14 protein-coding genes are annotated in these 20,721 nt (G+C 45.5%); 3 read left to right on the top strand and 11 right to left on the bottom strand.

The features are described from left to right. Positions 1 to 213: 213 nt before the first annotated feature. The 4 genes from HMPREF9999_RS02490 to dut all read right to left on the bottom strand — a co-directional run bounded on the left by HMPREF9999_RS02490 (position 214) and on the right by dut (position 5,143). The gene (locus HMPREF9999_RS02490) at positions 214 to 1,866 is read right to left on the bottom strand and encodes a murein hydrolase activator EnvC family protein (RefSeq protein WP_052316467.1); all 1,653 of its coding nucleotides are present in this window, start codon (positions 1,864 to 1,866) and stop codon (positions 214 to 216) included. 92 nt (positions 1,867 to 1,958) lie between these two features. After that, the gene (locus tag HMPREF9999_RS09865) at positions 1,959 to 2,597 is read right to left on the bottom strand and encodes a DUF4292 domain-containing protein (RefSeq protein WP_009436731.1); all 639 of its coding nucleotides are present in this window, start codon (positions 2,595 to 2,597) and stop codon (positions 1,959 to 1,961) included. A gap of 97 nt (positions 2,598 to 2,694) precedes the next feature. Further along, complete coding sequence (locus HMPREF9999_RS02480; RefSeq protein ID WP_044062959.1) at positions 2,695 to 4,518, bottom strand: hypothetical protein; 1,824 nt, start codon at positions 4,516 to 4,518, stop codon at positions 2,695 to 2,697. 193 nt (positions 4,519 to 4,711) lie between these two features. Further along, a complete protein-coding gene (gene dut, locus HMPREF9999_RS02475; protein WP_009436729.1) occupies positions 4,712 to 5,143 on the bottom strand; it encodes a dUTP diphosphatase in 432 nt (143 codons plus the stop codon). 201 nt (positions 5,144 to 5,344) lie between these two features. Between dut and dgt the strand changes: the two genes are divergently transcribed. Continuing rightward, positions 5,345 to 6,673, top strand: coding sequence for a dGTP triphosphohydrolase (dgt, locus tag HMPREF9999_RS02470; protein ID WP_009436728.1), 1,329 nt, complete (start codon positions 5,345 to 5,347; stop codon positions 6,671 to 6,673). 186 nt (positions 6,674 to 6,859) lie between these two features. Here the strand turns inward: dgt and HMPREF9999_RS02465 are convergent, their stop codons facing one another. Next, a complete protein-coding gene (locus HMPREF9999_RS02465; protein ID WP_009436727.1) occupies positions 6,860 to 8,128 on the bottom strand; it encodes an adenylosuccinate synthase in 1,269 nt (422 codons plus the stop codon). Positions 8,129 to 8,493: 365 nt separating this feature from the next. Here HMPREF9999_RS02465 and HMPREF9999_RS02460 point away from each other — a divergent pair, with 365 nt between their 5' ends. Further along, positions 8,494 to 10,131, top strand: a complete 1,638-nt coding sequence (locus tag HMPREF9999_RS02460; RefSeq protein ID WP_009436726.1) for an NAD(P)/FAD-dependent oxidoreductase — start codon at positions 8,494 to 8,496, stop codon at positions 10,129 to 10,131. Between the two features lie 104 nt (positions 10,132 to 10,235). Here the strand turns inward: HMPREF9999_RS02460 and HMPREF9999_RS02455 are convergent, their stop codons facing one another. From HMPREF9999_RS02455 to HMPREF9999_RS02430, 6 genes are all read right to left on the bottom strand, one after another. Then, entirely contained in the window at positions 10,236 to 11,288 is a 1,053-nt protein-coding gene (locus HMPREF9999_RS02455) for a FimB/Mfa2 family fimbrial subunit (protein WP_009436725.1), read from the bottom strand. 36 nt (positions 11,289 to 11,324) lie between these two features. Continuing rightward, positions 11,325 to 11,972 (bottom strand): lipase chaperone, encoded by a 648-nt coding sequence (locus HMPREF9999_RS02450; RefSeq protein WP_009436724.1) that lies wholly within the window; start codon positions 11,970 to 11,972, stop codon positions 11,325 to 11,327. A 134-nt stretch (positions 11,973 to 12,106) separates the two neighbouring features. After that, positions 12,107 to 13,258, bottom strand: coding sequence for a FimB/Mfa2 family fimbrial subunit (locus HMPREF9999_RS02445; protein ID WP_009436723.1), 1,152 nt, complete (start codon positions 13,256 to 13,258; stop codon positions 12,107 to 12,109). A 194-nt stretch (positions 13,259 to 13,452) separates the two neighbouring features. Next, a complete protein-coding gene (locus HMPREF9999_RS09860; protein ID WP_009436722.1) occupies positions 13,453 to 15,216 on the bottom strand; it encodes an Mfa1 family fimbria major subunit in 1,764 nt (587 codons plus the stop codon). Positions 15,217 to 15,317: 101 nt separating this feature from the next. Then, on the bottom strand, positions 15,318 to 16,742 hold the full coding sequence (locus HMPREF9999_RS02435; RefSeq protein WP_009436721.1) for a DUF3868 domain-containing protein: 1,425 nt from the start codon (positions 16,740 to 16,742) through the stop codon (positions 15,318 to 15,320). A 150-nt stretch (positions 16,743 to 16,892) separates the two neighbouring features. Beyond that, positions 16,893 to 17,468 carry a DUF3575 domain-containing protein gene (locus HMPREF9999_RS02430; protein ID WP_009436720.1) on the bottom strand — a complete coding sequence of 192 codons (576 nt, stop codon included), beginning with the start codon at positions 17,466 to 17,468 and terminating at the stop codon, positions 16,893 to 16,895. Between the two features lie 1,679 nt (positions 17,469 to 19,147). Here HMPREF9999_RS02430 and HMPREF9999_RS02425 point away from each other — a divergent pair. Then, positions 19,148 to 20,671 (top strand): Mfa1 family fimbria major subunit, encoded by a 1,524-nt coding sequence (locus HMPREF9999_RS02425; protein ID WP_009436717.1) that lies wholly within the window; start codon positions 19,148 to 19,150, stop codon positions 20,669 to 20,671. Positions 20,672 to 20,721: the final 50 nt, after the last annotated feature.

Here is a 20,721-nt window from a genome sequence, read left to right as displayed (position 1 = left end):
ACAAGAACAATGGAGCTTACGAAGTCACAAATATCGGACAATACCGCATTTTTGCTGACAACGCCCATTACCTACGGAGTTAAAAGGTGGGGAAAGAAAAAACTTCTCGGAGATAGTGAGAACTACCTCCGAGAAGTTTAAGAGTGATGCTCAATGTAAGCACCGAAGTCCTTCAGCAAAGCCGAGCAAGGCCTAATCATGACTGACACTCTCCTAACGTCGCAGCCAACGCTCAGGATTGAGCTTCTGAGTTTCATGACGAAGTTGGAAGTGGAGTGTGCAATTGCCCGAAGCATCGCGCGCCACATTGCCGAGAACTTGACGAGCTGATACACGCTGACCTTGGCTCACGGAAGCACCTGCGAGATTACAATAGACCGTGATGTAACTACCATGACGTACGAGGACATTCGTCATGCCTCCCATCGAGAAAATAGCCGTGACTTCACCATCAAACACGGAGCGGGCTTGTGCTCCAGCTGGAGCTGTGAGATTGATACCCTTGTTGTCGAGGGTGACCCCATTAAGACCATTCACATTGTAAGCCCCGAAATGGCTTGAAATGGTGTAGTTGCCAGTGATGGGCATGGGCAGGCGACCTTGATTGGATGCAAAACTGCCTGAAAGTCGGGCATCGCTGGGCGCAGCTGCATTTTGCTGGGCAGTGGCAGTGGCACGATTGGCTTCTTCCGTAGCTGTACGTGCGCGTTGCGCTTCAGCTGCAGCAGCCTTGGCCTGTGCCGCAGCACGAGCTTCTTCACGTGCTTGGGCTGCGCGAGCCTCTCTTGCCGCACGCTCTTCACCACGACGGCGTGCTTCTTCTGCCTTACGTTCCGCTTCTGCAGCTTTGCGGCGCGCTTCTGCCTCTGCTCTTCGTGCTTCCGCTTCTGCCTTGCGTGCCGCCTCGGCTGCACGACGACGCTCTTCAGCTGCTTTTCGTGCTGCCTCCGCCGCTTTTTTGCGCGCTTCGGCTTCTGCCGCGCGACGTGCTTCTTCGGCTTTGCGACGACGTTCCGCAGCTTCAATCTCAGCACGAATCAACTGATCGATCTTGGCATTGAGCGCATTGAATTGGCGTTGTTGTTGCGCAAGGGTGGCTTGAAGCTCTGCTTGTTTTTTGTTGAGGTCTGTCACCACCACCTGTTGGTTGCGCTGTTGTCCCTCGAGGATAGTTTGCTGCGCTTTACCTTGTGAGAGCAAGTGATGCTGAGTGGTGCGTTCTCCCGAAAGAATGTTGCGTTTCTCACGCACTGCTTGTTCTTTGGCAGCAATAATATGGCCTTGCACCCGCTGATACTTCACATACTCTTGAGTGTAGCGCAAGCGGCGATACATCTGTCGGAAATTATCGGCCGAGAAGATAAACATCAATTTGTTTTGCGTCAACCGATTGCGATACATATAGAGAACACCTCGCGTGTAGCGACGCTTACATTCTGCCAAATCAGCTTCAAGTTCCCGAAGCTCCTTCTCGTGCGTGTCGATGCGGCGATTGAGGGTGTCGATTTGCACTTGAAGTCCAGTGACAATCTTCTGCTGATCGGAGATTTGCCCATTGATCATTTGGAGAGTCGCCAGCTGTGCCTTCACATCCTTGCGTGTAGTAGCCAGTTGGTTTTGAGATTCTGCCATCTTCTGTTTGAGGTTGGCTTGCTCATGCTGGAGTTTGCGAATGCCTTCATTACTAGGCACGGCATTCGTCTTGCCCTTCTTCACCCCTTTCTTAATCTTTGTTGTTTTAGTATTGGTGGTTTTCCTGGATTTCACCGCCGTAGTAGTCGTGTTTTTTCGCCGTGAAGTCTGTGCCACCATGGTAGTAGTGGAACACAAAATACTCAGCAACAAGGATAGAAAGAGCTTATACATTATAAGATGTGAAGAGATAGGAAGAAAAGTCTTAGGCGGTGCAGGTTATCCTCCCAACCTAAGCATCAAGGATTCGTGACGAGAGTGGCGAACTATTTGAAGAGCTTCAAGATCGCTTCGGGCTTCATGGGAGTGTAGCCTGTGGGGATGTGCACATGACTGTTCCAATCGTAGTTGATACGCACTTTATTGAGCTTCAAGTTCAGCTTAAACTCTTTTTCGAAAGCACTGACGGAGAACACCGTGTGTCGGGCGATGCGGAAACCACGTACATTGGTGGTCTTATTGCGATGGATGTAAAGTTCTACAGGTACGAACCCCATGACATTGAAATCTGCAGTCTCTGTGCTCTTGCGGTCATCGTTCCAAAAAAAGCGTTGTACCTTGTCGAAGTTGAGGGCTGGCATCTCTGTGAGCATGCTATTGAGTGCCACGTAGGTGTCTTTAAGATAACGTTTGTTGATGCGGTCGAGCACAATGACACTATCGGGCGTGAAAATGATGCGCGCACCCTCGATACCGTATTTACTGAGGGAAAGCTGGACTTGTCGGTCGCGCTGGAGGCGAAGCGTGCCGCCCAAACTTTGGTTGAGGGTGTTGGCTTCTAAATCTGCAGAAATTTTAGCGGTCACTGCAAGAGGTTCGTTCGGACGATAGGGTTGATCATTGCGAAAGGTGGAACACCCTGTCAGGAGTGCCACGAGTGCAAAGAGGAAGAGTATTTTTTTCATCGTAAAATTCTTTGTGTGAAGATTGGAAATAGTTGATTACCTAGTATGTGAGTTTGTGGAGGTATGGAAGGAGTCGTCAAACGATTATTCGATTAAGCTATCGCATCTTCTTCAATTTCGCACGCAACTTGCGCTGGAGTTTGCGGTCGGAAGTAAGCTGCAAAGCTTCTTTCCACATCCGTAGCGCTTCTTTCTTGGCACCCGCTTTGAAATAGATTTCGCCAGCACGATCATAATAGTCGGCATCGGGTTGAATCTCTTGATCTGGCAGTGCGAAAGCCACCCACATGGAGTCAATCACTCCCTTTGCTTCGGCATATTTGCCAGCTTTGTATAATGCCCATGCGTAAGTGTCGAGGTAGCTAGGATTGTGCGGCTCAATCTCAGTGGCACGTTGGGCAAGTTTAATTGCTCGACGGAGTTGGATGCCATGAGTGGTAAGGAAATAGGCATAGTTATTGAGCGCGTGAACATTGTCTGGATCTTTCACTATGGAGGAGTCATAAGCAGCAAAGGCTAGTTTCTGCTGCTTGATGTCCATATAGGCATCTCCTAACATATAGTAGATTTGGGAAGCCACAGCACTGTCTGTGGTGGGAGACATGTTCTTCACTCCTGCTTCGAGAATGGCTCTAGCACGAGCAGCATCGTCTTTGTTGCGTGCTGCCAGTGTGCCGAAATAGTAGAACAGGGCATTTTCTGGGTGCAGTTCCCGTCCACGTTTACTAATGGTATCAAGCTGTTCGGCATCTTCTCTGCGCACGGCATCACGGATTAATTCCATGATGGCGCGTTCATCATTAGGATTGGCCCGGAATATGGCCAAAGCAGGCACAGCCAATCGGTCTTCTGGAAATTTGAAGTCTTGGAGGAAGCCCACCAACCATTCGCCCATCACACCGCCTGCCTCTCTCTGATTCATCGCTACCACAGCGTGTTGGAAAACTTTCTCTTTGTCATATTTTCCTTCTTGTAACCAAGCTGCGGCTTCTCGGAATGTCTGCACTTTTTGCTCAATGGGCATCAAGGTGTCAGAGGCAATAGCTCCCAACGTTTTATCATAGCTGACCGCATCATCTTTGATGCGATAATAAATGAGTCGTAACATGGGCACCCACTCATTGTGAGCATCGCTTGCTGCTATGTCGTCAATGATTTCTCGGCCGCGCTCTAAATAACCATTGCGCAGGTAGAGATTAGCTAAAAGCACACGTGGATAATTATCCCCGTTGTTGGTCTCACTCCATTCGCGCAACATTGTTGCCGCTTCAGAAATGCGATTTTGCATTTCTAAAATCTTCGTTTTCTTCGCAATCAACTCATTAGAATAACCTTCTAAAAGGGCTATTCTATCAAGCGTTTGTAAGGCAGCATCCCAGTTGCTCGTGCGTTCTTGGAGCACTTCTAACATCTTGAGGTTATCCTCCGTGGGGTCGTCGGCAGCCACTTGTTCGTAGAGTCGCAATGCTCGTTCGTAACGCTTAGCCTGTGTCCAATAGTTGCCGAGCATCTCGCGATAGTGCTTATTGGAAGGCGACAACTGATGAGCCAACTGTAGTTGTCGCTCTCCGCGAAGGCGCAACACACTGTCTGAATATCCCACCGACTGCAACAACAGCATACCTTGTTGAAATAACGCGTCGGCATCATTCGGATTGATCATCAAAGCACGATCAAGAAGGTCGAAAGCAGCATCAGCATTGCCCAAATACTTCTGACGCATCGCTTCGAGATAGATGCCATCAAACGTGCGCCGCTGTGCTACAGTAAGAAGATTTCTAGCGCGAATAGCCCCATCTTTGAGGGTGGGTGGGGTGTAATTGCGCGCATAGTTGGAGCAGCCCAACAGCAACAAGCTGAGCAAAGTCCAACAAAGCACTGTGGGGACACGAAATGAAAGAAGTCTTTGAGTTGAAATCACAGAGAAGATGCTATTATTTCTTGAAACGTAGAAGAAAAAGACAAGGGGAGGTCTAGAACTAAAGAATGGCGAGGTCTCAAGACCTTGATCTGGACTACATAGATTTCTAAGGTCAAGTTTATTGACTGTGCTAGATGATTACCTCTAACATCTAATTTCTATAGTCTAATACCTAACGCCTATCGTCTAATACCTAAACTCCCGTATGTCCGAATCCTCCAGCACCACGTTCGGTGTCATCGAGCACTTCTACGGGCTGCCATTGCACTTGTTCGTGCTTCGTCACGACCATCTGAGCGATGCGTTCACCATCGTTGATAACAAAAGGCTCATTACTCAGATTCACTAAGATGACACGTAGTTCTCCACGATAGTCCGCATCAATAGTTCCGGGAGTGTTGAGCACAGTCACTCCATGTTTCAGTGCCAGTCCAGAACGTGGACGAACTTGAGCCTCATAGCCTTCGGGCAGAGCTATGTAGAGGCCTGTAGGCACCAACACTCGTTCTAACGGAGCTAAGGTGATGGGAGCTCCTAAATTAGCACGGAGATCCAAACCTGCACTTTGAGGTGTGGCATATTCTGGCAGAGGATGTTGCGATTGATTGACGATTTTTACTTGCATATCACTAAGAGAGACACTTTCTTGTCTACGTTAAGAGAATACTAACAGGGGGCAGTAATTGCCTTGGGTAAATGATAGGCCCTTAGACACAGCAGGGATGAGCCTACAGAAATAGGGTCTTCGACCCCAAAAATACAAAGAAAATCGCAGATTCTCTCTATCAATGGCGCAGTATTTCCTTAAAACCCCTATATTTGCAATATGAAATGGCATCAACTCATCTCCTCTGCACGTTGGGGAAAACAAAATTCTCAACGCTCTGCAACAGAACAGCGCACTGAGTTTCAGCGCGATTACGACCGACTCATCTTTTCCTCCCCTTTCCGCCGGTTGCAAAACAAAACCCAGGTATTTCCGCTGCCTGGGAGTGTGTTCGTACACAATCGTCTCACCCACTCTCTCGAAGTTTCTAGCGTGGGACGTTCGCTTGGAGCTGATGTGGCGCGTCTACTCATTCCTCGCTATACCGGAGAAGACGTCGCTGCGCTCGAGAGTATTAGTGCCATTGTGAGTGCAGCCTGTTTGGCGCACGATTTAGGAAACCCTCCTTTTGGACATGAAGGAGAAGCAGCCATTCGTTCCTTTTTCGCCGAAGGAGAGGGGCTTCATCTTCAAGATAAACTTCCAATTGAGGTGTGGAACGATATCACCAACTTCGATGGTAATGCCAACACTTTCCGCCTGCTTACCCATCAATTCAATGGTCGTCGAGCAGGAGGCTTTGTGATGACTTATAGCACACTTGCCGCTATCGCTAAATACCCCTTTTCTTCTTCCCTAGCCACCCATCCGAAGTTTGGATTTTTCGAGGCTGAACGAGAGGCTTTCGCACATATATTCAAGGAGTTGGGCATCCCTGCGCTAGAAGAAGAGGGGACAAATCTGCGCTTTGCTCGCCATCCACTAGTATATCTAGTCGAAGCAGCCGACGACATCTGCTATGAGGTGATGGATATCGAAGACGCTCACAAACTACGCATCCTTTCTACAGAGGAAACTCGACAACTTCTGCTCGACTTTTTCTCCGAGGAAGAGAGAAAATCGCTCTGTTCAGCCTATCCAGAAGGCACCGATGCTGGAGATCAAATCGCTTATCTCCGTTCCTGCGTCATCAACGCGCTCGAACGTGCTTGTGTGGAGGTGTTTGTAGAGCACGAAGCGGAGATTTTAGAAGGCTCTTTTCAAGGTTCGCTCATCAGTCAACTCCCTGCACCACTCTCCTCTGCTTACCAAAAGTGCGCAGCTGTGGCGCGCAAACGCATCTATCGCTCGAAAGAGGTTGCTGATATAGAACTCTCAGGTTATCACATTATCTACACCCTACTTTCGCTCATGATAGGAGCTGTCACAGCACCAGAAAAAACGTATTCTCAATTGCTGCTTCGCCATGTTTCTGCTCAATATGAGGTCCACTCCCCTGACCTCTCCACACGAGTTATGGCTGTGCTGGACTACCTCTCGGGAATGACAGATGTTTATGCCCTCGATCTCTTCCGTAAGGTGCGTGGGATGCAGCTGCCTGCTATTTGACAGGTACCAATAGGGGGAAGATGACATTCTCCCTTAGTCATTCTGATGTAGCTTCTCCTTACCCCACACAAACACCAAAAGGATTCCTCTACGAGAACCGTTGAGGAATCCTTTTATGTTATTAAGAGATTGAAATTCTGCTATCAAGAAGATGTCTGAACCTCAATTCATTTCTTTAACAGATGGTTAGCGGATAATAGTAGCATCTCGCTCGGGCCCCACCGAAAGGATGGAGATAGGTGTTGCCAGTTGCTTCTCGAGGTAAGCGATGTAATCAGCATATTCTTTGGGGAAATCTGCTTCAGCACGCACACCCGTTAAATCGCAATTCCAGCCTGGTAGGGTTTCATACACAGGTGCCCAACCTTCAGTATCATAAGGCATAGACTCAGTGCGCTCACCATCTTTCTCGTAAGCCACACAAACCTTGATTTCCTTGAACGAATCGAGCACATCGGCCTTCATCATCACCAAATCAGTGACACCATTGACCATAATTGCATACTTCAAAGCCACGAGGTCTACCCAGCCACAACGGCGATTGCGCCCTGTCACTGCACCAAATTCCTTACCGACACGACGGATTTCTTCACCCGTCTCATCAAAAAGCTCTACAGGGAAGGGACCACTACCGACACGTGTTGAGTAAGCCTTGAAGATACCCCATACACGGCCGATATTTTGTGGTGCAATACCAAGACCAGTGCACACTCCGCCCACTGTAGTGGAAGAAGATGACACAAAAGGATAAGTGCCATGGTCGATATCCAACAACGAACCTTGTGCGCCTTCGGCCAGTACATTTTTACCAGCTGCCAAAGCTTGGTTTATCTCATGCTCTGTGTCGGTGAGGGGGAAGCGACGCATATAGTCGATACCTTCGAGCCAAGTCTTTTCTTCGTCGGTGATGTCGAAATCTGTAAACCCTAAATCACTCAAGATTTGCAAGTGGCGGGCTTTCAAAGCTTCATACTTAGGGATGAAATCACCTTGAATGTCTCCGACACGAAGTCCCACACGCGCAGCTTTGTCGCTATAAGTGGGACCGATTCCCTTACCAGTGGTACCCACTTTGCCTTCACCTTTGGCTGCTTCGTAAGCGCGGTCAAGCACTCGGTGCGTGGGAAGAATCAAGTGGGCGCGGCGACTGATGTGCAAACGCTGCACAACCTCATAACCAGCTACCTCTAGTTCACGCGCCTCATACATGAAGAGGTCGGGAGCAATCACACATCCGTTACCGATGATATTCGTCTTTCCTTCGTCAAAGATGCCCGAGGGAATTGAGCGAAGCACAAACTTCTTGTCATCGAAGATGATGGTGTGGCCAGCGTTAGGACCACCAGCGAAACGGGCTACAAGATCATAGCGAGGGGTGAAATAGTCCACGACTTTACCCTTACCTTCGTCGCCAAAGACAATGCCTAACAAGGCATCTACTTTTCCTTTTGTCATGATTTTCTGAGGGATGTGTATGAGGCAATAGCTATGATTTTAGCCATCGCGCGTGATATTTGCCACAAAGTTACACCTTATCTGCTGAATATGCAAAAAAAAAGTTGTATTTTCGCGAATTAGAGATTATCTTGATTTTAGACGTTAGAAATTAGACTTTAGATACTAGAAATAAAAACTTTAGGCACTCTACTTCAACATAAAGGCTTTAGGTTCCTACTCCTTGCTTTAGTAATCTCGAGGTTTTCGTGCCTGTCTCGCTTTCTTTTGTCTAAATACAAATCTATAATGTCTACTCTCTCGTCTTCCCTTTAACGACTACTCCCTAACGTCTACTCTCTAACGTCTACTCTCTAACGTCCTATATGACTACTCTTCAACTTCGCGTTCTTCCTGAAGTGGCTTACGATGCTGCTAATCTCCGTACCGATGTCGCTCAACGACTAGAGGTTTCCCCACAACAGATACACGCCATTCGTCCTGTCAAACGTAGCATTGATGCTAGACAACGACAAGTAATGGTTAATCTCACCCTCGAAGTCTTTATTGACGAAGACCCAACGAGTCTTTCTTATGAACGCATCCATTATGGCGACGTCAGCCGCGCTCCTCAAGCTGTTGTAGTAGGAGCGGGGCCTGGTGGACTCTTTGCAGCACTCCGACTAGTAGAACTTGGTGTGCGCCCCATCGTGCTCGAACGTGGACGCGACGTCAATGGCCGCAAAAAAGATATAGCAGCCATCTCTCGCGACCATATCGTTGATAGTGAGAGTAATTACTCTTTCGGCGAAGGAGGGGCAGGAGCTTTCTCTGATGGCAAACTTTACACACGATCTAAGAAACGAGGTAATGTACAACGCATTCTGAGCATTTTTTGTCAACATGGTGCTAGCACCGACATCCTTGCAGATGCTCATCCTCACATCGGCACCGATCGTTTGCCTGGCATCATTGAGCGTATGCGCGAACAAATTAAATCTTCGGGAGGAGAGGTGCATTTTCAAACACGAGTCGATGAGCTCCTATTTTCTGCGGATGGTGACAGAGTCGTGGGTGTCCGCACAGCAGATGGAAAAGAGTTTCACGGGCCTGTCATTCTTGCTACAGGACACTCCGCACGCGACGTATACCGTTACCTCCACCAAGCAGGTGTAGAAATAGAACAGAAATCGCTTGCCATGGGCGTTCGCTTGGAGCATCCCTCACATTTAATAGATCAGATTCAATACCACAACCGACAAGGTCGTGGCAAATATCTCCCTGCTGCGGAGTATTCTTTTGTCCAACAAGTACAGAATCGAGGTGTGTATAGCTTCTGCATGTGTCCTGGCGGTTTTGTGGTCCCTGCAGCCACAGGACCAGAACAATTGGTAGTCAACGGCATGTCTCCTGCCAACCGTGGTAGTAAATGGTCTAATTCAGGTATGGTGGTCGAAACTCGCCCTGAAGACATTGATGGAGAGCTGATGCCTTTCCTCCTTGAAGCTATGAATGATGAGTCGTTTGCTGCTGCACACACTGATTTTAATGATAAGCATAACCCACTGCGTATGATGTATGTGCAAGAAGCACTGGAGCGCGCGGCCTGGATACAAGGCGGTCGCAGTCAGGTTGCACCTGCGCAGCGTATGGCCGACTTCGTTAATAATCGTCTTTCGGCCGACCTTCCTAAATCTAGCTACAATGCAGGATTAGTTGCTTCTCCACTTCATTTCTGGTTGCCCAAATTTATTACCACCCGTCTCCAAGAAGGCTTCAAGGCTTTTGGTCGCCGCAGCCGCGGATTCCTCACAGACGAAGCCATTCTCATTGCGACGGAATCGCGAACTTCTGCGCCAGTTCGCATCTTGCGCACGCCCGAAACGCTCCAGCACATCCGTCTAGAAGGTCTCTTTCCTTGCGGAGAAGGTGCGGGCTATGCTGGCGGCATTGTATCTGCAGCTATGGACGGCGAACGCTGCGCGGAAGCCCTTAGTCAAACTTTAGGCATCTGCGCTACATAGATAGCAGTAAAACCTTTTGTTCAACTCATAGATGCGGAAGGGCATCTAACGAAAAAGCTCTGTAGTTTTCACTACAGAGCTTTAATAATATGGTAAAGTTTAAATTAGCGATTGGCATCTTTGAAATTGCCAAGTTTGAAGCCATTTGCCCACACAGAGAAGCAACTAAATTCTCCGCAGTCAAGGCAACGATCACGAAGCACAAATCGGAGCTTGGCATTACGTGTACAACTAGGATCAAACTGTTGCTGGAGCATTAATAGTGCCAAAAGGTCAAACGTACCTTGTTCGACAATCTTACCATTCGTGCGATTAATCAGTTCAAGACGAACTTTACTATTACGCGAAGTAAGAGAAGGAACAGTAAAGGTAGTCGTAAGTAATTTGTCTGTTCGAGCATAATTAACTCGAACGATAGCATCTTGCGATTCACCTTCGACTGTGGTTGTAGGAGTACCATCCATGCGCAACTTTGGATGCTGACTTGTGACTCTCACATCGAAATCATGGGCTGATATATCGTTTTTCCCATCAAATGTTGTTGGATCAACTTCAATCTCCGCTGTGATATGAAAGGTTTGCTCGTGCATATTAAGCACTACTTCTTGGCTAGTACTTCCGACATCAGCAGGATTAGGTAGTTTCAAATACGCAGTGTTTTGCCCCACCCAAAGCTGCGAGTTGCTGAGATCTATGAGTTTCAAGGGAACATTGCCCATTGGGGGCTTCTGATTGTCATTGTTCAGCTCAGCATTTTGCTGCAAGAGGACATCTGTAAGACGAGTTTTACCTAACTTTAGAGATTGCATCGCCCACTTCTGTTCATCAATACCTGTCCAACCAAGTATAGTATATGCGCCCTGATTGAAAGAATGAAGCGGTACTCGCTCTATCACTCTCGCTTCCGTTTGTGTCCAACTTGTATCTGCTGCCAAAACACCTTTGCTGTCAAAGGCCAAAAGATGCACCTTACCTTTGGGAGCCACATATCGAGAGGGCTGCGCACCAACAGGCGCACAATCATTATTGGCCATCGTCACCCAAAGAGTGTGGCGACAATCTGAGAGATCATCGTGAAATGTTGCATCACACGCTGTCAGTGAGGAGAGTGCTATGAGAGAAAAGCCGCCTACAAGCGTAGTATGGAGAAATTTCATGTGTTGGAATTGAGAGTTTCTTGACTAAAAGAGCTGCTATTGCTTCTTCTTGAAGACGATATTCATGAAAGTCTTGGCAGTGACCTTAGCAGAAGGCTTAACAGTGTAGCTAAGCACACCAGCGGGAGTCACAGCAACATTGTCAAATACCGTGTCATCATAATAGGTAACGAAGTAGTCAAAGTCGCTTTGTGTTGGAGTATTCACTGCAAGATTAGCGCTAGTATTACTCTTCACAATAGCAGGCATTCCAGCCTTGTTTGAGATACCAAACTGATGCGCGTAGTTCTCAAACAAATTGATAGAAAAAACGTTTCCAGCTTGTGTTGCTTGAGAACCTGCTAACTGCTCACTCTTGGTGGGAACAAAAAGAGCTGGCATGTAGAAGAAGGAAGGATCAGCTCCAGCAGCACGACCTAGCACACCATTCTTGTCGACTGTAACTACGTACTTGGCGTTAAAAGTCTGATCAAAGTTTGCACTTGCTGAGCCATCCGCCTTAGTACCGATAGCCGCTGCTTCCTTATCAGTAGGAAGCTTTTGGACACGAAGCGTACCATTCACGTGAAGGTTTTCGGTGGGATTTTGAGTATTCACACCAACCTTAGCTTTGGTACGAGTTTGCGCTGCCAATGTGGCCGTTGTGAATACTGCGCAAAGAAGAAAAAAATAACGATGGTTCATAAGAAAAAAACGCTAGAGATTTGACGGTAAAGGAAAAAATCCTCGTGACGTTTCGGTGAAATAGTTATAGCTATGCAAACTGATTCTATGATTGCATTAAAGCAATGTCGTAATAGTACATTAACTAAAATGCTTTATAGCTCTATTGCGTAAGAGTGTACATTCCAAGGGCCAATGACAACATCATAAATCATAAAAGTGTTGCAATCATCGCACTTATTTTTGACACGGAGCTCGATAGTTACTTCACCACCACAATTTATATTGGAGCCTTTTTGTTCAAGAGCAATACGAATAAGTGCAGGAAGGCTCAGAGACTTCGTGTGTTCTTGTACACCCGTAGAAAGCTCCACTTCTTGACCTTTGTGCATAAGAACCAAGCGACCTTCTGATAAATTGCTTGGACTATTTCCCAAGAGATTGTAACGATACTTTAGAGAATCACCAGAAACTACTTGATGCACGGGAAGAAGGGGAAGCTGCTTTACAGACTGCAGCACCTTTGCTTGTGGAACTTCCCAGTCTATTGAGGTTTGGGCTCCATCAGTTGCTGGTTCATGAGAAAGTTCACGCGCCGCTGTATTGAGCTGAAGAGCAAAGTTAGCAGGAATTGTAGGGAATTTGCTACGCTTCACATTTCCGTCAACGATAACGTGTACATTCACACGGAGGGCTTGTTGTCTAAGGTTGACAGCCGCGTGGCGAAACACGCTACCTTCCTTTGCAGGATCAGGTATATTGATGACCTCGTCCATAGGATATTGTGAGATTTTATAATAGTGCGCATACTCGGCAGAGTCTGCTGGCAAGCGTTGAAGACCTGTTCCAGCAAAACCATAACGGAGCTTTTCAGGCGTATCGGGAAAGACGAGCGAACCGTCTTGTTGTTGTCGGAGTTGGAAGAAGAAATCACTCTTTTTAGTGACTCCACGTTGGAGCTTAGCACTAGCCAACTCAGCAGAGTTGCCTGTCCAAGCCATGACATCATAATCCCCTTGACGAAGAGGAAGTAAGATTTCATAATCTGGTGTGAGCATCACCTCATGGTCAGCAGCAACATAGTTGGCCAAAAGACCAGTTTGCTTGTCGAAAGCAAGGAGGTGTAAGTTTTGCACCTTACCTACAGCAGTTTGCTTTTTGAGGCAAGGCATTTGTTCGTAGAAACGCACATAAACCCCTTGCGGACAATCCGAAAGATCATCGTGAAAAATGGAATCGCAAGAGTAGGTAGCGAAAACGCTGAAAAGAGTGGCGCATGCAGCACCGAGCTTAGCGAGTAGGTTCATGTGTAATAATGGCTATAATCTTTTGTGCTCGCGCGTACAAGAAGCGCGTAATCATCATTCTTCGATATTGGTGCAAGTTTCCATCACCAATAAAAGGAAAAAGTAAGCGAGGAGAGGGGAGTTCCCTCCCCTCGCTCGGAGGGGTTATACCTACCTTGTATAGTCACAGAAATAAAAAATATAAGGAGGCATATTTAGAGTTCAACCTCGTAAGAGTGAACTTGCCATGGAAGAATCGTTACGTCTACAGACATCCACGTTTCCAATTCTGAGAGTGGATCTCTTGGATCAACAGGAGGTGTAACAGGCTCTAGAGGAGTATCTGGACGTGGATCAGGATTGTTTGGATTAGGATTAATTGGGTTCTCTCCTGGGTTAGGCGTGGGATCGGGGAATGGTACAAGTGGATTCCAGTTGGCACCTATTTTTCCAATTGCAGAAATTTGCACATGGTAAATATTATTACGGATAACAGGTGAATTCACAGCCTTCTTCACATCATCGGGATTAAGCCACAAGAAATAAAGAACCTTACCTTTTAGGAACTTCTGCGCTGTTTGGTTAGGTACACCCCCTTTAGTAGGATCCTGAATATTTACATCTGACTCATAGAACAATCCATTTGCCCCAAGCCAATAGTCAACTCCTTCTGCAAGCGGTGTGTTAGAGATAGAACCATCAGACTTCACATAAGTTTGTGGAACCATAGTTCCTCGAACAAGAATATAAGCGGTATTTCCTTTGCGATAACCTGTGGTTTTGCGGTCACCTGCTACAAATTTATGAAGAGTGGGCAACACAAATTCTCCGTTCAAAGAAGCCTCTAAATCAGTTTTCAGCAAACCGAATTCATCAGCAGGGTTCGTATTAAACGCAGCACGAGTTGGAACAGTTATACCTTGAATATTTGCATAAGTAGTTGTATTCTTCCAAAGGCCAGAGTAATCATAATTCTTACCAACTTTAATATAGTCATCGATTCCAGCCTGTGTCCAATAACCATTATCTCCATTCTTAACATCAAACGCGGGAGTTGTATAAGCAGCACCATGAGTATTAAGAGGATCCTGTTTCTTTTGTTGGAAGAACATCTTAGACTCACCTTGAGCAACAACATAAGTCAGATTCTTAATCTTTGCAGCTACAAAGTTATTGTCTGCTCGGTTATTAGGGTTGATACCTTTCACATCATAAGAAGCTGCTTTTGTGGTAACCAACACACGGGCTACAGCGCGCTGAACATTCAAACTAGCACGGTTCTTAAGACCTGAAACAGCTTGAGTCGCAGAAACATTATCTTCAATATTCTTTTCAGCAGACTCACCAGTCATCAAAATTACATCCTGGGGTTTGGCACCTGTTCGATCTACGCGAGCTATTTCACCAGCTTTAGTTTCGTCTCCACTTGTATAAACAGAATTTCTAAAACTAGGCTTCGCAAATGTTAAATTAGAAGATTCATAAGCAGTTTGGAACGAAGCCAAAGTTGTAGTTCCTTCTGTCACTGTAAGCAAACTCTCCGTAGAACTGGTTGGATTAACCACCACATAAACCTTTTTGTTGCCTGGGGTAACTTTAAATGCTGAGTTAGGAGTTATTACAGCATTGCCATTCGCATCCTTTTGATTGAATGCTAACTGCGTTCCCTGATAGTTCTGTTTCTTCTCTAAGACATTTGTTGTTGTATTAAAGACATAAACAATAACCTTCTCAATTTTGTCTTGTCCTTCCCATTTTCCGACATGCTTAAAGTCAGGATTGTCTTTACCTTGACCATCATCAGAAACGAGTCCTCTTGTACCAGCTCCAGTAGGCATAGCAAAAGACACAGACATGTAAGTCGAAGCCTTTTGATTTACCTCTGTTGGATTCTTAACGTCCAAGTTGTCACTTGAACAAGCAGTGAGACCAGCACCAAGTGCTACAGCCATCGCTGCCACGAAAAATTGCTTTTTCATACAGAGTAGTAATTAAATTATTCAGTTTTTACACCCCTAATTTGTAATGTCATACTGGATAAACTAGTCAAATAAGGGTTATATGGTTAGTTTCTTTACGTTTATTGTTCAGCTTCAACTTTTGCTAGCTCCGCCAAATTCTGCACAGCAGCGGGATGGTTTCCAGCAAACTCAAAGCATTCCTTAGCACGAACATAATCTTTCTTCAAACCATAATATACGCCAAGGTTATTCCACTTTTCTGCTCCATCAGCATAGCTACGAAGGAAAGACTCTTCATTTCCCAACTGACCTACAGCCAAGCGATTGGCTAATGCATTGAAACGACTTTCGGGAGCATTGGGATAGATACGTTGTGCAGTCTCAAGGGCATTCATACGTTCCACAGAGCCAGCAGGAAAATGTTCTGCAACGAGATACATCTCATTCAGGCTCAACAAACCAGGATTGGTGTGAATACGTTCGATTGCCTCTTGAAGATTGAATGCGCGCACAGCATATGTGAATTGGTATTCAGTGCGACGGAGAGGTGGATAGTGATTTTCCAAAAGATAAGCGTAAGGCACACCAGCATCTAGTTTTCGTAGAGCCGCTTTACGCACCTCATTGCTTCCACTTTGATTGAGAATTGCTAAAACACCACTCAGGTTGGGCACTTGCTGATCTCGCGCTGCGCTTTTTAACAAGCCTTCCCAGTCAGAACCATGTCCATGTACTGCAAAGATGCGAGTTGACAATCCATAAGTGCGGCGGAGATATTCTACGAAAGCTTGTGCACGATTCTGAGAGAGCTTGAGGTTTGCTTCATCAGTACCTTCTGGAGAAGCATATCCATCAATAGTAACATTCTTCACTTGCACATCACTATTGCGAAGGATTGCTTGAGCAACACTATCAACACGCGCAAACTCATTACGATTGTTCCCCAGATTTGGAAGAAGTTCGTAACGGTTCACCTTAAAGTTAAAACGAGCAACAAAACGATCTGAGCGTGTCTTGACTGGCTCGGGCTTAGGCATCACATAGACCGTAGTAAACTTAGGACGATACTCTTCTTTAACGAGTCGATCCAAGAGATTATAGCGCATAGAGCCCTCTTCGCATCCAGAGCAGCCCTGTACTTTTTCGTCTACAACAAATCGCGCCTTCTTGACCCAGGCCACATTTGGCGCAGCCAAAGAAAGGGGAAGTGTACGTTTGTCACCAGTACGGAACAATACAGGACGAGGAGTACCAGACATATTCTTACGCTCCCACATGATGCCACGATTGCGACCACCAAAGCTAAGCGCAGGGAAAGTATAGGTCTGCGCACCATCTTGCGAAACAAGACGTGGCGTAAGCGTGACGAGGGTACGGTTATTCAACTGAACGCTATCAAGGACAACGCCGAGGTTAAGACGTACACTGTCGGATGCCGCTTTCACCTGGGCGGGAGTAAAGCTCACCTGACCATTATATCGTTGAGCAGCCACAGGAGACACAGCAGCTACAGAGAGAAGCGCAATGAGAGATAGTTTTGTCATTAGACCTTAGTCATTAAAAGGGATATAAACCCAATTTCCTGCCTTCATCTCTACAAGCATCAACCAATCAGATGGACACACTATAAAGACTTCTGGCAATGTTGTTATCTTAGAAAGCTTAAGCCTACTCTTTCAATGAAAACGAGGAGACTACTTCAGCACATAAATCAAAGAGAGTCCAGCACGAGTCACACCAAAGTAATTAGAACTTCCTTCGCTTTGTCGCGTACCGCATTTACCACAAGCAAACTTATCATAATCCACATAAGCATAACCAAGACCAAGTTCAGCCTCTACACTCCAGCGACGACTTAAGGGAAGTTGATAACCAGCTGCTGCACCAGCTCCAGCAAACCAACCTTCATAACGAGCATCTTTCACCGTATGAAAAAGATTAAAGGGAAGTGTCACATTACCAGCATTAAAACGACCAGCATGAGCATGAATTCCAAAGAACCATCCATTAAAACGCTCACACGTCCAATAACGCCACTCAGGCTGAATGGTTAAATGACGGAATTTTGAATTATCCGCAGTATTGTATGTAAATGGATTAAAACCCACTTGAACATCAAGAGTTTGCTTAGGAGTCAACCCGAACTCTAGACTAAGATTCGGCGAATGTGCTACATCAAGGAGTACATTATGCTTAAGGACAACACGCTGAGCATGAGATGCTGCAGCGACAAGTACAGCAAAGAATAGCAAAGTTAAAGCTTTCTTCATATCTATTTTCGGTGCTTATTTGAGGCATTATCGCGCTGCATAACCACTCAGACTTAAATCAAGTCGAGTTCTAAAAGCAAGGCGATTAGATAGTTTCTGAGTGCAAAGTTACGGACTTTTCTGAATCCACCAAATTTTTTACAAGAAATTTCCCGATTATAACTGCATTTACAGCTAAAAAACCAGGATATTATTTATGTTTCAACTATCCACAAGCTATAACCACCCCAATCTTCCCTCCTAAAATCACTTCAACCTCCCAAACGATAACATCCCACTCCCTACCTATCAAGAAAGAAATACTCAGAAACAACACCCCCTCTGTACACATCCATCCAACCCCCATATTATAATATAATTATACTATACACCACGATATATTATACACTACGACATTAACCACAATCTTCTATATATTATTTATATAATATGAGTCGCACTAGAAACCTTTAAAGCTTCAAAAAAAACGAAGCTACCCTCAATCAAAACAATCAATACTCAAACGCACACCCGCGAACCGCAAACGCACCCTCAGCCCTACCCCTCCTTAGCACAATCACCCCACCAACTGACCACCAACCTAGTTCCTATACCTACTCATCTCCACCTACTATCGACAAACCAAATCAAACTCACAAATATACACGATCAAGTTTAGGAAAACTTTCACAACTCAGATAAACACAACCATAATAATAACACATTCATTTTCAACACTAAAAATAAAAAACCTGCATTAAACCAAATAAAATTATACAGAAATCCACTCCAACAACAAACCACTTCACAACTAACAACAAGCCTTAGATAAACTCATTTTGACATCCAAGCATGGCAAAATCAACAAAACAAATAACAAAATATCGTTTTTCAGCACGAAAACTACGCGTCTTATCTAAAACACGCTAACTTTGCAAAAAACAACTTAGCAACACAATCGCTATAATAGTCTGATTTTAGAATCCAATCCGCAATAACAAACCTAGCACTACTATGTTGGCCGTTGTGCAAACCTCACGACAAACATAAAGAAACTATCCTCAACATCAAGAGGCAACAGGCTTAACCTGTCGGGAACATATAACTAAATTCGGGAACATATAACTAAATATAAATATGATCTACTATGGTTATCCCCATCTCACACTGAATGTGTAGACTCCCCCCAGAAGACTATCAGCAAAGACTATCATTCGCTCCCCCTTCCTTGATGGACTATCACAAAAACACAAAATATCCCTAAGCTATTTCGTGTGCGAACAACACTATAACCACCTCAGCACCAGCAATTAGGATAAAGACCTCTTGTAGATAAAAGATTTTAGACACTGCATTTTTGCCATTTTCTTCTGCATCTAATAAAAAATAGAAGACCAAATGGCTTCGCAAAGCAATGCCCTTTTATCTATTCTCTTGAGATATAGCAATCTATGGAAAAACTCTCCATACGACCTTCTATTACGAGGCAATGATATTGTGGTATATTTAGCACTAGAAGTGTGCAAGAAACGAAACAACAATTGAAATCCCTATGTATCTACGTTGATACAGAACAACTGGACAACGCAAAACACAAAATAGAGAACCTCAAGTATACAGCTTTATTTTAGGAACTTTCATCCGTCCTCGCATCCTTCATAGACTTCACGAATAAGAAACGACTCATTTTTCAATAGTTTATGCACCATTTCCCCATAAAATATCGCTTTTTCAGCCTTCTCGTCTGCTCTTTATTATCCTTCTCTGCCTGTTCTCCTGTTGCTAAAGAGGATATTTCAGCGCAAGACAACAAGGCTTACATCTCTATTACACTTCAACTTCCGTTCTCCTCTAGTGCCACTCGCGGCAATGCTAGCACGGTTGCTAATGCTCAAGATGGGGACACCTACGCTGGCAATCAGTTTGATCGTAAAGTATCTTCCATCCGTGTCGTTTTCTACAACACTCACAACACTGTGGAACAAGTCTTTGATGCCCTCGACAATGACGTCGTTGGAGGTTCTCTCAACCAGTCGCCCATCACCCTTCGCGCCAAAGAGATTGAGAAAAAGCAATATTATGTTCTTGTCTTAGCCAATGCAACCAATGCTTTGAAACAAGCCACAAGTTTGGGACAACACAAGAACAAGCTAGAAGAAGTGGCTCAAATCACTCTCAACGATCTAGTTTCTCCAGCAGGTATCCTCATGACGGCTACTAAGTTAGTGCCAACTAAAGACCAAAACTTTCGTTTTTCTCCTTCCGAGGCAGAGGCAGCATCAGCCAGTCTCAAAGTAGACTTAGAACGTTCAGTAGCAAAAGTCTTTCTTACCCCAAAATCAGGCGGTTCCATTGTTGCACCGAATGCTGCAAATGCTCAAGCACAGATGGTGAATTTTAGTTTGGATGTGCTCAATAATCGCATATTTTGGCTACGTAAGCCTGCTCTTTCACTCACTGGAGCAGGTACAGCCACCACAGCCGCTCCCACTCAACCCGAAACAGAAGCCACACCTTGGAGCATGCGATATGCAACTGACCCCAATATGTCACTTTTATCGGGAGCCGACTTACTACAATTCTCTTCTCTAGCTCCCCAAAGACATAAGGTATCTCAAGGAGGATGGGAAGACGATCAAGGTTTATTTGCTCCTGAAAATACTATGAATGCTGAAGCACAATACGCAACCCAAACTACGCATGCCGTGATTTGTCTGCGCTATGTTCCCAAGCAACTACCAGAACTTGCTTCAGCCGCAGACCGCACCTGGGCCAATTACAAAGGAGCTATTTTGAGTTTGGCACAACTCAAAGCCAAGATTCAAGCCGCTACTACAGCCGCCAATGACGATGCCTTACAGATGCCAGCAGGTTTCAAGATAGATGCAGCAAAAATCAAAGCAGCTTATCCCAACCTCTCTGCAACGACTCCATCATTCGACAAATTCAATTTAAAGTTCTACCACAATGGTGAAAATTTTTATCTCCATCCATTGCGACATTTTAGTGATCAGCTCCAGCCAATGCTCAACGCCTATGGACGCTATGGTTTAGTGCGCAATCACCTCTACCACCTCAAGGTAACTCGCGTTGAAGGGCCTGGCTCTCCTCAACCCCAACAACCAGAGGACAAACCCAATGACCAATTCAAGAATCAACTTAGTATCCAGTTACTGGTTCAACCTTGGGAGGTCAAACAGCAAAATAAGCTGATTCTACAATAAAGTTATCGATTACGTTCTTCGTTTCGCCCTATGACTATTCGCCACAAGAA

This window comes from Alloprevotella sp. oral taxon 473 str. F0040 (assembly GCF_000318095.2).
In the GTDB taxonomy this organism is placed as follows: Bacteria; Bacteroidota; Bacteroidia; order Bacteroidales; family Bacteroidaceae; genus Alloprevotella.
The sequence above is the reverse complement of the archived record's forward strand: the minus strand, read 5'-3'. Positions and strand labels throughout refer to the sequence as shown.

Excerpts from the sequence above, each read along its gene's own strand:
- HMPREF9999_RS02490 (WP_052316467.1), bottom strand. The coding sequence starts at position 1,866 with ATGTATAAGCTCTTTCTATCCTTGTTGCTGAGTATTTTGTGTTCCACT.
- HMPREF9999_RS09865 (WP_009436731.1), bottom strand. The coding sequence starts at position 2,597 with ATGAAAAAAATACTCTTCCTCTTTGCACTCGTGGCACTCCTGACAGGG.
- dut (WP_009436729.1), bottom strand. The coding sequence starts at position 5,143 with ATGCAAGTAAAAATCGTCAATCAATCGCAACATCCTCTGCCAGAATAT.
- dgt (WP_009436728.1), top strand. The coding sequence starts at position 5,345 with ATGAAATGGCATCAACTCATCTCCTCTGCACGTTGGGGAAAACAAAAT.
- HMPREF9999_RS02465 (WP_009436727.1), bottom strand. The coding sequence starts at position 8,128 with ATGACAAAAGGAAAAGTAGATGCCTTGTTAGGCATTGTCTTTGGCGAC.
- HMPREF9999_RS02460 (WP_009436726.1), top strand. The coding sequence starts at position 8,494 with ATGACTACTCTTCAACTTCGCGTTCTTCCTGAAGTGGCTTACGATGCT.
- HMPREF9999_RS02455 (WP_009436725.1), bottom strand. The coding sequence starts at position 11,288 with ATGAAATTTCTCCATACTACGCTTGTAGGCGGCTTTTCTCTCATAGCA.
- HMPREF9999_RS02450 (WP_009436724.1), bottom strand. The coding sequence starts at position 11,972 with ATGAACCATCGTTATTTTTTTCTTCTTTGCGCAGTATTCACAACGGCC.
- HMPREF9999_RS02445 (WP_009436723.1), bottom strand. The coding sequence starts at position 13,258 with ATGAACCTACTCGCTAAGCTCGGTGCTGCATGCGCCACTCTTTTCAGC.
- HMPREF9999_RS09860 (WP_009436722.1), bottom strand. The coding sequence starts at position 15,216 with ATGAAAAAGCAATTTTTCGTGGCAGCGATGGCTGTAGCACTTGGTGCT.
- HMPREF9999_RS02435 (WP_009436721.1), bottom strand. The coding sequence starts at position 16,742 with ATGACAAAACTATCTCTCATTGCGCTTCTCTCTGTAGCTGCTGTGTCT.
- HMPREF9999_RS02430 (WP_009436720.1), bottom strand. The coding sequence starts at position 17,468 with ATGAAGAAAGCTTTAACTTTGCTATTCTTTGCTGTACTTGTCGCTGCA.
- HMPREF9999_RS02425 (WP_009436717.1), top strand. The coding sequence starts at position 19,148 with ATGCACCATTTCCCCATAAAATATCGCTTTTTCAGCCTTCTCGTCTGC.